At 68.1% G+C, this 13,140-nt stretch carries 11 protein-coding genes; 6 read left to right on the top strand and 5 right to left on the bottom strand.

Annotated features, from left to right (window positions below):
* Window positions 1-150: 150 nt before the first annotated feature.
* Complete coding sequence (locus tag ACFCQI_RS09745; protein WP_395116164.1) at window positions 151-1,131, bottom strand: sigma 54-interacting transcriptional regulator; 981 nt, start codon at window positions 1,129-1,131, stop codon at window positions 151-153.
* A 409-nt stretch (window positions 1,132-1,540) separates the two neighbouring features.
* Here ACFCQI_RS09745 and ACFCQI_RS09740 point away from each other — a divergent pair, with 409 nt between their 5' ends.
* Together ACFCQI_RS09740 and ACFCQI_RS09735 are read left to right on the top strand one after the other, a co-directional pair.
* Window positions 1,541-2,317: a ferredoxin--NADP reductase gene (locus ACFCQI_RS09740; RefSeq protein WP_395116162.1), complete on the top strand. Its 777-nt coding sequence runs from the start codon at window positions 1,541-1,543 to the stop codon at window positions 2,315-2,317.
* A 198-nt stretch (window positions 2,318-2,515) separates the two neighbouring features.
* On the top strand, window positions 2,516-2,998 hold the full coding sequence (locus ACFCQI_RS09735; protein ID WP_395116160.1) for a DUF456 domain-containing protein: 483 nt from the start codon (window positions 2,516-2,518) through the stop codon (window positions 2,996-2,998).
* A gap of 9 nt (window positions 2,999-3,007) precedes the next feature.
* Here the strand turns inward: ACFCQI_RS09735 and ACFCQI_RS09730 are convergent, their stop codons facing one another.
* Entirely contained in the window at window positions 3,008-3,676 is a 669-nt protein-coding gene (locus ACFCQI_RS09730) for a hemolysin III family protein (protein WP_395116158.1), read from the bottom strand.
* 94 nt (window positions 3,677-3,770) lie between these two features.
* Window positions 3,771-4,199, bottom strand: a complete 429-nt coding sequence (locus ACFCQI_RS09725; protein ID WP_395121327.1) for a hypothetical protein — start codon at window positions 4,197-4,199, stop codon at window positions 3,771-3,773.
* Between the two features lie 239 nt (window positions 4,200-4,438).
* On the opposite strand from ACFCQI_RS09725, the gene ACFCQI_RS09720 reads away from it, so the two are divergent.
* From ACFCQI_RS09720 to cls, 4 genes are all read left to right on the top strand, one after another.
* On the top strand, window positions 4,439-5,095 hold the full coding sequence (locus ACFCQI_RS09720; RefSeq protein ID WP_395116156.1) for an energy transducer TonB: 657 nt from the start codon (window positions 4,439-4,441) through the stop codon (window positions 5,093-5,095).
* 243 nt (window positions 5,096-5,338) lie between these two features.
* Entirely contained in the window at window positions 5,339-5,917 is a 579-nt protein-coding gene (locus ACFCQI_RS09715; RefSeq protein WP_395116154.1) for a cysteine dioxygenase, read from the top strand.
* A gap of 32 nt (window positions 5,918-5,949) precedes the next feature.
* Window positions 5,950-7,317, top strand: a complete 1,368-nt coding sequence (locus ACFCQI_RS09710; RefSeq protein ID WP_395116152.1) for an FAD/NAD(P)-binding protein — start codon at window positions 5,950-5,952, stop codon at window positions 7,315-7,317.
* An 18-nt stretch (window positions 7,318-7,335) separates the two neighbouring features.
* Complete coding sequence (gene cls, locus ACFCQI_RS09705) at window positions 7,336-8,727, top strand: cardiolipin synthase (protein WP_395116150.1); 1,392 nt, start codon at window positions 7,336-7,338, stop codon at window positions 8,725-8,727.
* A gap of 223 nt (window positions 8,728-8,950) precedes the next feature.
* On the opposite strand, the gene ACFCQI_RS09700 is transcribed toward cls, so the two are convergent.
* Both ACFCQI_RS09700 and ACFCQI_RS09695 read right to left on the bottom strand, forming a co-directional pair.
* The gene (locus tag ACFCQI_RS09700; RefSeq protein WP_395116148.1) at window positions 8,951-11,998 is read right to left on the bottom strand and encodes a carboxypeptidase regulatory-like domain-containing protein; all 3,048 of its coding nucleotides are present in this window, start codon (window positions 11,996-11,998) and stop codon (window positions 8,951-8,953) included.
* Between the two features lie 344 nt (window positions 11,999-12,342).
* Window positions 12,343-13,056, bottom strand: coding sequence for a helix-turn-helix domain-containing protein (locus ACFCQI_RS09695; RefSeq protein ID WP_395121326.1), 714 nt, complete (start codon window positions 13,054-13,056; stop codon window positions 12,343-12,345).
* Window positions 13,057-13,140: the final 84 nt, after the last annotated feature.

Raw genomic sequence — 13,140 nt, 5'->3', positions numbered from 1 at the left:
CTGGCAACAGGCATGCCATGGAACGGAGGACGAAAAATGGCGCGGCAGGTGGGCGCGAACGATTCCGCGGCTCGATGCCGGGGCAGTGCTGACCCGTTCCGCGCGCGCCATGGGTAACGGCGCACCCGCGGCCGCGGCGGCCTCGGAAATTCACTGGCGGGTGCGGAAAGCCTTGATGCCGATGCCGTGCTTGACCAGCAGCTTGCCGAGCTGGCGACGCTCGGTGCCGGACAGCCGCGCGGCGGCGCTGATGTTGCCGCTGGCACGTTGCATCAGCTGCACCAGGTAGTCGTGCTCGAACTGGTGGATCGCACGGGTCTTGGCCACGCGGAAGCCGAGCTCCGGTTCGTTCGCCCGCCGCCGCGGCTGCGGTCGCGGACCGATGAAGGCCGGATCGGCTGCGGCCAGCGCGGTCAGGCCGACGATGGCGTCGTCGCTGCACATGTAGGCACGCAGCGCGACGTTGTCCAGCTCGCGCACGTTGCCCGGCCAGGCATGTGCCTGCAGCGCCGCCATCGCCGGCTCGCTCCAGTGCTTGAAGGGGCCGTGCAGGCGAATCGCCACCGCGTGCAGGAAATGCTGCGCCAACAGGGCAACGTCTCCCTCTCGCTCGCGCAGCGGCGGCAACTGCAGGTACAGCGCATTGAGCCGGTACTGCAGATCCCGCCGGAAGCGGCCGGCCTCCACCTGCCGCGCCAGGCAGCTGTTGGTGGCGGCGATGATGCGCGCATCCGAAGTGCGCATGGCACCGCCGCCGACCGGGCGGTACTCGCTGTCCTGCAGGAACCGCAGCAAGGTCACCTGACCCTTGGCCGAGAGCGCATCGACCTCATCCAGGAACAGGGTGCCGCCGCGCGCATGGTCGACCAGGCCGGGCTGGGCCACCTTGGCGTCGGTGAAGGCGCCGCGGCCATGGCCGAACAGTTCGCTCTCGATCAGGCTGTCCGGGATGGCGCCGCAATTGACCGGCACGAAGGGAAAATCCCGGCGAGCGCTGGCGTAGTGGATTTCGCGCGCGGCGACTTCCTTGCCGGTGCCGGTTTCGCCCTCGATCAGCACCTGCACGTCGCAGGCGGCAAAGCGCTGCAACTGCGCGCGCACCGCGACGATTGCCTGGGATTGGCCGATCATGATCGGCATCATCAGCTCCCGAAGTCGACCTCAAGAAAACCCCGCCGCGCCGTGATCGGCGTGCCTAGGAATCCCCCTGGCTTCCTTCCCGTCCGGCCTGGCGCCGCCGGATCGGAGCAACGGTCGCAGTATGCGCAGCCGGCGGCTGTAGTTCAAGAACGCGTCTGCTGCCATCCGCGGGAGGCCAAGGATGTAGGCGGCGACCTACGATCACCTGATACACGATGCCCGCACGGGGGATGCGGCAACCCGTCACGGAATCCGATTCGGCGATCACCGGGGTGCTGGCGTATCCTTGCAGGTTGACCGCCGCGCGCTTCGCGCCCCGCTGCATGGCCGCGGCCACGACCTCCTGCAACCCGACGGCCGGCGCCCTGCGCCGCCGATCACCCGGACGAGAAACCCCCTGATGGTGGCCATGGCAACCGAGCACGTGATCGACGTGCAGCACTGGAACGACACGCTGTTCAGCTTCCGCACCACCCGCGACCCCGGCTTCCGCTTCGACAGCGGCCAGTTCGTGATGATCGGCCTGGAGGCGGAAACCCGCCCGCTGATGCGCGCCTATTCCATCGCCAGCGCCAGCTGGGAGGAACACCTGGAGTTCTTCTCGATCAAGGTCGCCGACGGCCCGCTGACCTCGCGCCTGCAGCACCTCAAGCCCGGCGACCCGCTGATCGTCACGCGCAAGCCCACCGGCACGCTGGTGCTCGGCGACCTCAAGCCCGGCCGCAACCTGTACCTGCTCGGCACCGGCACCGGCCTGGCGCCGTTCCTCAGCATCATTCGCGACCCGCACACCTACGAGCGCTTCGAACGGATCGTGCTGGCCCACGGCGTGCGCCGCATCGACGATCTCGCCTACGCGCACTACCTGGAGCACGAGCTGCCGCAGCACGAATACCTGGGCGAGCTGGTACGCGAGAAGCTGATCTACTACCCCACCGTCACGCGCGAGCCGTTCCGCCACCACGGCCGCATCACCGATGCGATCGTCGACGGCGCGCTGAGCGCGGCCACCGGGCTGCCGCCGCTCAACCCGGAAACCGACCGCGTGATGCTGTGCGGCAGCCCGGCCATGCTCGACGACCTCAGCACCCTGCTCGACGGCCGTGGTTTCGAAGCTTCGCCGCGCACGCGCGAGCCGGGCGATTACGTGGTCGAACGCGCCTTCGTCGAGAAATAGCTGCGGGAACGCACCCTGTGCGCAACCTGGTCGTCACGTAAAAGCAAGCATCGCGCACACGGTGCGTTCCTGCAGTTCGCCGATGACCGGCCACGGCCGCGAATGGCGCGAATGACGCGCGGTTGCATGCCATAGTGTCCCCACCCCCATGGCCGTGCGGCCGTGACTCCCGCGTGACCGCGCCAACGGAACTCCGCGATGGACATTGCCCTCTACATCCTCGCCGCCCTGCTGATGCTCGGCGGTCTGGCCGGCTCGGTGTTGCCGGTGCTGCCGGGCATTCCGATGGTGTTCGGCGGGATCTGGCTGGCGGCGGCGGTGGATGGCTACCGCCATCTCGGGCTGTGGTGGCTGCTGGCCATCGGCGCGATCGGCGCGGTCGGGGTGGTCGTCGATTTCGTCGCCAGCGCGCTGGGCGCCAAGCGCGTCGGCGCCAGCCGGCGCGCGTTGTGGGGCGCCGGCATCGGCACCGTGGTGGGCATGTTCTTCGGCATCCCCGGCCTGGTCCTGGGGCCGTTCGCGGGGGCGCTGCTGGGCGAGTTGTCCTCGGGCAACAGCGTGCTGCGCGCGACCCACGTGGGCGTGGGTACCTGGCTCGGGCTCCTGTTCGGCACGCTGCTCAAGCTGGTGCTGTCGTTCCTGATGGTCGGCCTGTTCGGCCTGGCCATGCTGCTGGGCTGAACACGCCTCTCAGCGCTGCGGGCCGGGGATCACGTACAGCAACACTGCAAGGAAATGCAGCACGCTGCCGGTCAGCACGAACAGGTGCCAGAGCGCGTGGTGGAACGGCAGCCGCCGCCACAGGTAGAACGGCACGCCCAGCGTGTAGGCCAGCCCGCCGGCCAGCAGCAGCGCGGTGCCGCCGGCCTGCAGGTGTTCGCTGAGCGGCTTGAACGCGACCATCCCGATCCAGCCCATGCCCACGTACAGCAGCACCGCCAGCTTGTGGTAGCGCTTGAGCAGGCCCAGCTCCAGCGCGCTGCCGGCCAGCGCCAGCGCCCATACCGCCGCGAACAGGCTCCAGCCCCATGTGGCCGGCAGGGCGATCAGGGTAAACGGCGTGTAGGTGCCGGCGATCAGCACGTAGATCGCGATGTGGTCGAGTGCGCGCAGGGTGGGCTTGGCACCCGCCGCGGGGATCGAGTGGTAGAGCGTGGAGGCGGTGTACAGCAGCACCAGCGATGCGCCGAACACCGCGCAGGCGACCACCGCCACTGCATTGCCGTGCAGCGCCGCGAACGCGACCAGGGTGGCCAGCCCGGCGATGCTGAGCACGATGCCCAGCCCGTGGATGATGCTGCTGGCCAGCTCGTCGCCGAAGCTGTAGCTGGGAATGACTGCGCCGGACGTGGCGGACATCGGAAACCTCCGGTGGCGCGGGGTGCGCCGACACACCTTGATCGCGCACGTGCGCCCCTGCATGCCTTGGCACAGGGTCGCACGCGCGGTGTCGCTATTCGATGATGAACGCGCCGAACGCCACGCCGAGGTTCCAGCCCTCGCCCTTGCCGCTGAGCGCCAGCGAGACATTGCCCTTGGTCAGCACCTGCGCCGCCGCCGACTTCTCCGCGCCTGCGTGCGCCACCGCTTCGGCATAGTGGCCCAGCACGTCGCGCACGTTGCTGACGCCAGTGAACTTGCCGATGCCGTCGGTGATCTTCGTCTTGCCGAAGGTCAGCCCGCCGCCCTTGGCGCGCAGCTTCACCTGCAGGCTCTGGCCGTTGCTGCAACGGACCGTGCCGGTGCCCTTGGCAGTCTTGTAGAACACCGACCAGCCGGACAGCTGGAACGTCATCTTGCACGAGATGTCGCCCGCCCGCGCCGTCGATACCGACAGCATCGACGCCGCCGCCAGCAGACCCGCGGCCCACCAGATGTTCATGCGCATGCCTTGGCTCCCGTGGAATCGGCCCGTCGCCGCGGGACGATTGTCGCAGAGGTTGCGCCCGATGCCACCTGCGTCGTTCGCCGATCGCCGTACGCGAGGCCTGGCGGCAGATGGACGTCCAGCCGTCCACTTGCGCGCGTCGGCGCAACAGGCATAGGCTGCAGGCGCGACAGCACGATCCCCCGGCGCGAGCCGCGTGGCTGCCGCTCCCGCCATGCAGCCAGGAGGTCGTCATGTCTTCCATCAGCCTGCCGCTTGCCCAAGCCCGCCCGGAACCCGCCCGCATCGCCGCGCTCAGTGCGGCCATCGCACTGAACCTTGCCGTGATCCTGATCGCCGCACGGCCGCTGCCGGTGTCGCTGCCGACCCTGCCCCGACTCGTCCCGCCGCCGGCGCTGGTGCGCCTGATATCGCCGTCCCCGCAGCCGCCGGCACCGCCGCCGGTGGAACTCAAGCCGCTGCCCCAGGCGCTGCCCACGCCGCAGGTGATGCCGCATCCGGTGGTGGCCCGTGTACCGTCGATGCCGGTCGCCGACGGCCAGCTCGCCGCGCCCGTGCAAGACGCGGCGCCGGCTGCGGCAACGGACAGCGGCACCCCGGCACCCGTCGCCGCGGTCGAAGCCAGCCTCGCCTACCTGGCCCACCCCATCACTTACCCGGCGCATGCCTTGCGCGGGCATCTGGAGGGTACGGTGGTGCTGCGCGTCCTGGTGGACGAGACCGGCAAGCCGCTCGAAGTCGGCGTGCTGCGCAGCAGCGGCCACGCGGAACTCGACCGCAGCGCCCGCGAGCAGGTCCTGGCGCACTGGCGCTTCCAGCCGGCCATCGTCAACGGGCACGCGACGCGCGCCTGGGCCAGCGTGCCGGTCACGTTCACCCTGCGCGGCTGACCGCGGCGGCCGGACCCGCCCGCCCGGTACGCACCGATCACGCTGGGCGCAGCCGCGCAGCGGCGGAGTCGAAGATCGTCTGTGGCGAGGGCTCCGACTTCGCCGCTGCGCGGCCACGCTCAGCCGGATTGGCCGGCAGGACGGCGGGGAAGCCCGGGAGCCACCTGTCGCCCCGGCCGGCTTACGCCACTTTAACCGGGCGCATGATCCACTGGCGCCCCTTTATCCTGCTGGGAGGCCCGCATGGGCAGACCACGGCGAACCTTGAAGCTGTTGCGCGAGATCGCGCTGGAGCACGCAAGCGTGGCGCACCCGGACCTGGCTTCGATGGCACGCGAGCTGGGGCAGCTGGTGCACCGCGACAACGCGGCGATCGCTGCGCGGCTGGCGCGCCTGCCGCGGCGCGGGCAAGGCCTCGGTCGCTGGCAGCTGGCGCAGCGCAACCAGCCGCCGGTCAGCATGCTGGTGATGGCGTGGCCGGCAAACCATTGCACGCCGGTGCACGATCATGCCGGCCTGTGGGGGCTGGAGCTGGCCCTGGTCGGTGCGCTGGAAGTGCAGTCGTGGCGCCGCGACCCGGGCTCGGGCACCTTGCGCGCGCTGGGCCGCGACTGGCTCGGCCCCGGCGACGGCATCTGGTTCGAGGGCGACCCCAATCACGTGCACCGCTGCCGCAATCTGTCCCAGCACGAGACCGCGCTCACCCTGCACGTCTACGGCGGCGAACTGAACCACTATCAGGCGTACGAGCAGACCGCACCCGCCGGGCCGTGGACCGCGCGGGCCACCGACTGCGCCGTGGCCGGGCACTGGCCGGCCTGACCGACGCCACGCCAGGGGAACAGGAAAACCGCATGTTTCGACGGGTCGCCATCATCGGCGGCGGCGCCGCGGCCGCCAGCCTGCTCAGTGAGCTGCTGGAGCGCGAGCCGCCGCAGCCGCTGCAACTGGACTGGTTCACCGGCGCCGGCGAATCGGTGCGCGGCGTGGCCTACGGCACCGGCTCGGAGCGCCACCTGCTGAACGTGCGCGCCGCGTCGATGGGCATGTTCGCCGGCAAGCCGCAGGGCTTCCTGGATTTCGTGCAGCGCGACGACCCGGCGATCGGCGGCACCGATTTCCTGCCGCGCCGGCGCTACGGCGACTACCTGGAGGCCGAGGTGGCCCGCGCACTGCAGCAGGGCATGGCGCGCGGCCATCATCACGTCAACGTGGTGCCGTTCGAGGTCGATGCGCTGGTGCCCGAACGCGACGGCGTCACCGTGATCCACGGCGAACGCAGCCATCGCGCCGATGCCGCCGTGCTGGCGCTGGGTGCACTGCCGCCGCAGCCGCTGAAGGGCGTGAGCGCGGCCGCGCTGGACAGCGGTCGCTACATCGTCGACCCGTGGCCCTGGCTGGCGCAGCTCGACGCGGTGCCGCCACCGCGTACCGTGGCGGTGATCGGCCTGGGGCTCACCGCGGTCGACGTGTTGCTGGAACTCTCCGCGCGCTGGCCACACACCGCCTTCGTCGCCACCTCGCGCCATGGCCTGCTGCCCGAAGCGCACCTGGCCCATGCCGGCACGCCTGCCGGCGACAGCGCCGAGCTGGTGGATGCCATGCGCGACGGACCGGAGATCCGCCGCTGGATGCATCTGCTGCGGGAGGCGATCGCGCCGCATGGCATCGAGTGGCGCACTGTCGTCGACAGTCTGCGCCCACACCTGCCGGACCTGTGGGGCGAGCTGCCGCCCGAGCAGCGCGCGCGCTTCATGCGGCATGCCCGCTGGGCGTGGGAACGTGCGCGCCACCGCATGCCGCCGCAGGTGCACGAGGCCATCGTCGCGCTCGAACAGCAAGGTCGCCTGCAGCGCCGACGCGGCCGCCTGCAGGCCGCTGAGCCGAGCGGTCAGGGCCTGCAGTTGCAGTTCCGGCACGCCGGGCACAGCGAGGTACAGCACGCCGACCTGGCGATCCAGACCACCGGGCTAGCCACCGACGTGCGGCACAGCCGTCATCGACTGGTGCGCCAGTTGCTCACCAATGCCCACGTCACCGGCGATCCGCTCGGCCTCGGCCTGGTGGCCAGCCGCGATGGCCGCCTGCATCATGACGGCCAGCCGTGGCCGCACCTGTTCGCCATCGGCAGCCTGCTGCGCGGCACCTTGTGGGAATCCACCGCGATGCCGGAAATCCGCCAGCAGGCCCGCAACCTGGCCGACCAGATCCTGGCCGGCTGAACCGGCGCGGCCGTCACCATGACTGCCAGCGTCCTCACCGCCTGCATCGTCGCACTGCATCTGCTCGGCGCGCTGTCGGCCTTGCACGCGATCCGCCACGCACGCACGCCGCAGGGTGCGATCGGCTGGATGCTGGGCCTGTTGCTGCTGCCGTACGTGACCTTGCTGCCCTATCTCTACCTGGGCTCCAGCAGGTTCTTCGGCTACCACGCCGGCCACGGCGCGCCGACATCGCAGCCGGTGACGGCGAACACGGAAGCCGCGACCGTCGAGCCGGCCTGCGCACGCTTCGCCGCGATCAGCGCGCTGCAGCGGCGGCCGTTCCGCAGCGGCCATCGCCTGCGCCTGCTGATCGACGGCGAAGGTACCTTCGCGGCGATGCTGGCCGCGATGGCAACGGCCGAGCATTGTCTGCTGGTGCAGTTTTTCGTGATCCACGACGACGCGCTGGGCCGGCGCCTGCAGCAGGTGCTGCTGCAGCGCGCGGCCGCCGGCGTGCAAGTGTGCGTGCTGTTCGACGGCGTCGGCAGCCATGCGCTGCCGCGCCGCTACGTGCAGGCGCTGCGCGAGGGCGGCGTGGCGATCCACCGCTTCGCCACGCATCGCCTGCGCAACCGCTTCCAGCTCAACTTCCGCAACCATCGCAAGATCGTGGTGGTCGACGGCGCACGCGGCTTCGTCGGCGGCCTCAACGCCGGCGATGAATACCTGGGTCGCAAGCCGCCGCTGTCGCCGTGGCGCGACACCATGCTGGAACTGTGCGGGCCGGCGGTGGCCGACCTGCAACAAGTGTTCGCCGACGACTGGCAATGGATCACCGGGCAACTGCCGCCGCTGCTGGACGCACCGCAGGACGAAGGCCGCGCCAGCGCGCTGGTGGTCGCGGCCGGGCCCGCCGACCGCCTGGAAACCGGCTCGCTGTTCTTCACCGCGGCGATCCACGCCGCACACCGGCGACTGTGGCTGAGCACGCCGTACTTCGTGCCCGACCACGCGGTGCGCGCGGCATTGCAGCTGGCGGTGCTGCGCGGGGTCGATGTGCGCGTGCTGATCCCGTCGCGACCGGATCACCACACCGTGTTCCTCGCCTCCACCCTGCACGCCTACCACGCGGTGCGCGCCGGCATCGGCATGTTCCGCTACCAGCCGGGCTTCCTGCACCAGAAGGCGCTGCTGATCGATGACGATGCCGCCGCGATCGGCAGCCTGAATCTGGACAGCCGCTCGTTTCGACTCAACTTCGAAGTCGGCGCGCTGGTCGTCGACCGGGCGTTCGCCGGCGAAGTCGAAGCGATGCTGCGCACGGACTTCAGCCGTGCCGTGGCGATCGACGAGCGCGAGTATCGCGACGCGTCGTATCTTCGCCGCGTCGCGATGCACGTGGCGCGGCTGTTCGATCCGTTGCTGTAGGAGCGGCTGCAGCGTCGCGCGACCGGAAAAAGAAGCCGGCACATCCTGTGCCGGCTTTGCCTCGGGGAAAGTCTCCGGGCCGGGTGGCCTGTCGCGGCAACCCGCGCTTGACGTGCATTTCGTACCGTGAGTGTCGGGAGCGCCTTTCCATGGGCTCCCGAGGGGTGGCCGACGCGCCCGGCCTGTCGATACCGCCAAGCCATGCCGCCGGCGCCGCGCGCCGTCAGAAGTCGTAACTGACGCCAAGGCGCACGTAACGGGGCTGGGACTGATATACCGCCATGCGATAGGTGGTGTACTCGCCCCCGGTCGAGCCGTAGAACGGATCGGTCTGCGTGGTTACCCGGTTGTTGAGCACGTTGTAGACCATCACGTTGAAGCCGAGCTTCTTGTCGGCCCACAAGGGTCGGTATTCGGCGCTCAGGCTGACGGTGTACTGCCACGGGTTGTGGCCGGCGTCGCCCGGTCGCGACACCTTGCCGGCACACCAGTGGTAATAGGCACCGTAGCCAAGTCCCGGGTTGGTCTCGTCCAGGCCGTACATGCCAAGACAACTGCGCGGCGCACCGGAAATGATGGCCAGGTTGCCGGACAACATCCACTCAGGCGTCAGCTGGTAGGAGCCATACGCCTTGATCTGATGGCGGCGACTGTTGGAGAGTTCGCCGTTGGCGTACTCCATGACCTGCGCGTAATCCCAGTCCACCGTGGCGGATACGTCCACCTGACCGATATCCGAACGCACCTGGCCCTCGCTGTTGCCGTAGTTGCGCGAGAACAGGTAGTCGACCTTGCCGAACCACTTGCCGTCAAACGGATGCTCGAGGAACAACTCCAGTCCGTAGTAATGACGCTTGATTCCGGACGAGAAACCGAAATCCGCCGTGGTCATCGGCACCGAGTAGTAGCTGCCATCGTACTTCTGTACCTTGAGAATATTGGTGCGCCCGGGGTTGAACAGATAGGCACCGGAAATCGCGTTGGCGTCATAGGTGCCGGGGTCGATGCCCATGCGATCCATCTTGGCCGCGATGGCGCCGGAGTCGCTGTAATCGTCGATGGCGGTGCGCAGGTTCCGGTAGCTGGCCTTGGCACCGTAGACCCAGGTATCTCCGAGTTTCTTGTCGAATCCCAGGATGAACTCGTCCTGGTACTCCGACTTCAGGTTGGTGGCCGTCACCATCTTGGGATCGTGCGGCTGACCATACTCGCGATTGGCCGAGATCGGTGCCCCGGGGCCACGACTGGTATCGATCGGCGTGAGCCCGGTCGGCTGGCCGTTGGAATCGATGCCGGTGTAAGTGAAATACTCGCGCGTGAACAGCGGGGCGCCGGCCTGGCGCATCGCCACGGTAGCGGGCAGCGCGAGGAAATAGCGGCCGGCATTGCCGTAGACCTTGAAGCTGGAGTCGCCATTGACGTCCCAACTGAAGCCCACGCGCGGCGCCCACTGGGGCTTGGTCAGGCGCAGGTAGGCTTCGCCACCCGGGTTGTAGTTGGTGAACTGATCGTTGCGCAGGCCCAGCTTGAGCAACCAGCGGTCGCTGACCTGCCAGCTGTCTTCGATGTATTGCGCACGCTGTTCCACGCGTACCGAACCACCGCCGTAGCGGCGGTACTTCGCCACGTAGTAGCCGGTTGCGCCACCCGGGTAGGTACCCGGTGCAGCAACGTACGGATCAGCGCCGGGCACACCGATGATCGGGGTGCCCGCGGCGCCCTTGTTGTACTCCCAGGCATAGCCCGGATCGGCCATCCTGTTGCCGTCGTTGTTGTCCTCGATGGTCTGGTTGTCGATACCAGCCGAAAGGGTATGGCTGCCGAGTCGATAGCTCAGATCGAGACGCAGGTTGGTATTGCGCGATGTATGGGTCGGATCGTCAACCGCGCCCAGAGTCTGCGGGCTGATGATGGTCGTGCCGCCGTTCAGCGCCGGGTTCTGCTTGCTGGCGCTGTAGAGGCGTGCGATGTCCGGGTACAGATTGGTCACCTGGTTGAAGTAGGTACCGTCCATGCGCCCGTACATGGCCGACAAGGTCAGGTCGTCGGTGAGGTAGCTGGTGAACTTTGCGACATAGAGATCCGCGCCGGTCTTGGTCGGGATGGCGCGGTTGGCAAGGGCGCCCGTCTTGCCGGTGTCGTAGTCGTATGCGAGGCGGTCCGCCGAATAGGAGCGCTTGGTGGAAGCACCCGTCAGCTCCAGGATATTGCTGTCGTTGATGTTCCAGTCGAGCTTGGCGTACCACTTGGGGTAATCATTGCGGTACCTGGTGTCATACGGCGAATCGGTGCTGCCGATGCTGTTGCCTTGTCGCCGCTCGGCCTCCACCGAGGCAAACAGGAACAGCTTGTCCTCGATCAGCGGGCCACCGGCGTAGGCACTGGCCACCGTGGTCCACGACTTGTCCTGGGCGTTGCGGTCATACAACTTGCCCTTGTCTGAGCCGCTGACGAAATAGATGTCCTTCTGGTCGCCGCGGGCGAATGCGGGCGTCCACAACACCTGGCCACCGAAGTGCCAGGCGTTGGTGCCTCGCTTGCCGACCTGACTGATCACGCCGCCATCGGAGCGTCCGTAGGCGGCGCCGTAGCCACCACTGAGAATTTCCTGCTGGTCGATTGATCCGTAGGGCAACGCAAAGCCGCCGAAGTTGCTCAAGGGGTCGGTCGTGTTGAATCCATTGATGTAATAGGCGTTCTCGGTGACCGAGGAGCCGCCGAAGGAAATCACCGAGCCGCCGGTAGGGCCGTCAAAATAGCCGCTGCCTTCGACCACGCCCGGTGCGAGCAGCGCAATGGCCTCGGCACTGCGCGCCAACGGCAGCCTGGCCAGTTGCTCGGCGGTGATCACCGTGCGCGAGTCGACGCCGGTAACGTCGATGGCAGGCAGCGAGTTGGCGCTCACGGTGACCACATCGAGATTCTTCACGCCTGGCGCCACGAAGGAAACTTCCGTTCCGCCGCCCACGCGCAGGGTGACGTTCGAGCGCGAGTCCACCGTCGCGCCATCCTTCATCAAGGTGACGGTATAGGTGCCCAGCGGCAGGTTGTCGAAGGTGTAGCGGCCCTGCGCGCCGACCGTCACGCTGCGGGTCAGGCCTGCGGCATTGCTCACGGAAACCGTCTCGCCGGACGCCACCGGCGCCTGGCCGAAGATGCTGCCGGTCGTGGCTTGGCCGATCGCACCGGTGGAAACGGCCAGCCCCGCGAACAGGGCCAAGGCCAGGACGTTGCGACGGCACAACGCCGCTCGCGTCACATGCTTGCTCATCAGTAGTTTCTCCAGATCATTCCAATGCCGTGCCCCCGCATTCGTCATGGACGGACGCGCCGGCCCGGCGGCGGTTGCCGTTTCTGGAGCCCTTCGATTCGGCTTATGGCGACTTGCTCCCCCTGTCGCCCTCCCCCCATCCGACCGCTGCCGGACGGGCCCCACCTCGACGCCGTTCATCGCAACGGCGATTGATCGAAAGCGATGGCCGCACCAAGAACCCGGCCTCATGATGTAGACGTCGCGTGGGCACGTCTTGATCGGTTTCGGTCGTCCGCACGCTGAGTTCGGCACAACTGCCAATGCGGCATGCCGCCGCTCGAAACCGGCCGGTGCCGATCTGCCTACGCGCGATCGCCGCCGCGCAGGGCGCGGTACGCGCGCGGGGTCATGCCCACAGTCGCCTTGAACTGTCGCGCGAAAGCGCTCTGGTCGGTGAAGCCGCACGCCAGCCCCACGGTTGCCACACTGTCCTTGCCAGGCAGCATCTGCATCGCCGCTTCGATGCGCAGCTTGGTCATGGCCTGCTGCGGCGTGATCTGGAACACCCGTCGGAAATGCCGCTCGAGCTGGGCCACCGAAACCTGCGCGAGCTCGGCCAGGGTGGCCACGCGCACATTCTCCGCATAGTGGGCCTGCATGTACTCCATCACATGGATGAGGCGTGCGTAGGTCGGGTGCCGCCCGTCAGGCTTGCGCAGATCCCGCGATATGCCGATCACGCCACACACTTCGCCGCGCGAACGGAACGGATACTTGCAGGTGAGGCACCATCCCGGCACGCGATTGGGGAGTATGTGCACTTCCAGCTGGTTCTCGATCGCCTCGCCGGCCAGAACGCGGCTGTCCTGCGATGCATAGGACGCCCCCAGCACGCGCGGAAATAGCTCGGTCACGGCGTGGCCGATCACCTCGTCGCGTCGCTTGAGGCCCAGCCGCCGCACCAAGGTCATGTTGGCGTGCGTATAACGGCCGAGACGATCTTTCACGAAGAACACCGCATCCGGAAGGACATCGAACAGTGTCTGCAGTTCGCCCGCAGGAATCTTAACGTCCATACGTCGTACTCCCCGAGTCGTGATCGAGAGGTTGTGCGATGACGCTCTGGACAGTAGCAAGCAGTTGTTCGCCACGCATCAATT

Origin of the sequence: Rhodanobacter sp. FW102-FHT14D06 (genome assembly GCF_043950705.1) — a bacterium.
Taxonomy (GTDB): Bacteria; Pseudomonadota; Gammaproteobacteria; order Xanthomonadales; family Rhodanobacteraceae; genus Rhodanobacter.
This window is presented reverse-complemented; position numbering and strand designations above follow the sequence as displayed.

Bases quoted from the DNA above. Each gene is read 5' to 3' on its own strand.
- ACFCQI_RS09725 (WP_395121327.1), bottom strand. From the start codon at position 4,199: ATGAACATCTGGTGGGCCGCGGGTCTGCTGGCGGCGGCGTCGATGCTG.
- ACFCQI_RS09730 (WP_395116158.1), bottom strand. From the start codon at position 3,676: ATGTCCGCCACGTCCGGCGCAGTCATTCCCAGCTACAGCTTCGGCGAC.
- ACFCQI_RS09745 (WP_395116164.1), bottom strand. From the start codon at position 1,131: ATGATCGGCCAATCCCAGGCAATCGTCGCGGTGCGCGCGCAGTTGCAG.
- ACFCQI_RS09715 (WP_395116154.1), top strand. From the start codon at position 5,339: ATGGGCAGACCACGGCGAACCTTGAAGCTGTTGCGCGAGATCGCGCTG.
- ACFCQI_RS09700 (WP_395116148.1), bottom strand. From the start codon at position 11,998: ATGAGCAAGCATGTGACGCGAGCGGCGTTGTGCCGTCGCAACGTCCTG.
- ACFCQI_RS09695 (WP_395121326.1), bottom strand. From the start codon at position 13,056: ATGGACGTTAAGATTCCTGCGGGCGAACTGCAGACACTGTTCGATGTC.
- ACFCQI_RS09740 (WP_395116162.1), top strand. From the start codon at position 1,541: ATGGTGGCCATGGCAACCGAGCACGTGATCGACGTGCAGCACTGGAAC.
- ACFCQI_RS09710 (WP_395116152.1), top strand. From the start codon at position 5,950: ATGTTTCGACGGGTCGCCATCATCGGCGGCGGCGCCGCGGCCGCCAGC.
- ACFCQI_RS09735 (WP_395116160.1), top strand. From the start codon at position 2,516: ATGGACATTGCCCTCTACATCCTCGCCGCCCTGCTGATGCTCGGCGGT.
- ACFCQI_RS09720 (WP_395116156.1), top strand. From the start codon at position 4,439: ATGTCTTCCATCAGCCTGCCGCTTGCCCAAGCCCGCCCGGAACCCGCC.
- cls (WP_395116150.1), top strand. From the start codon at position 7,336: ATGACTGCCAGCGTCCTCACCGCCTGCATCGTCGCACTGCATCTGCTC.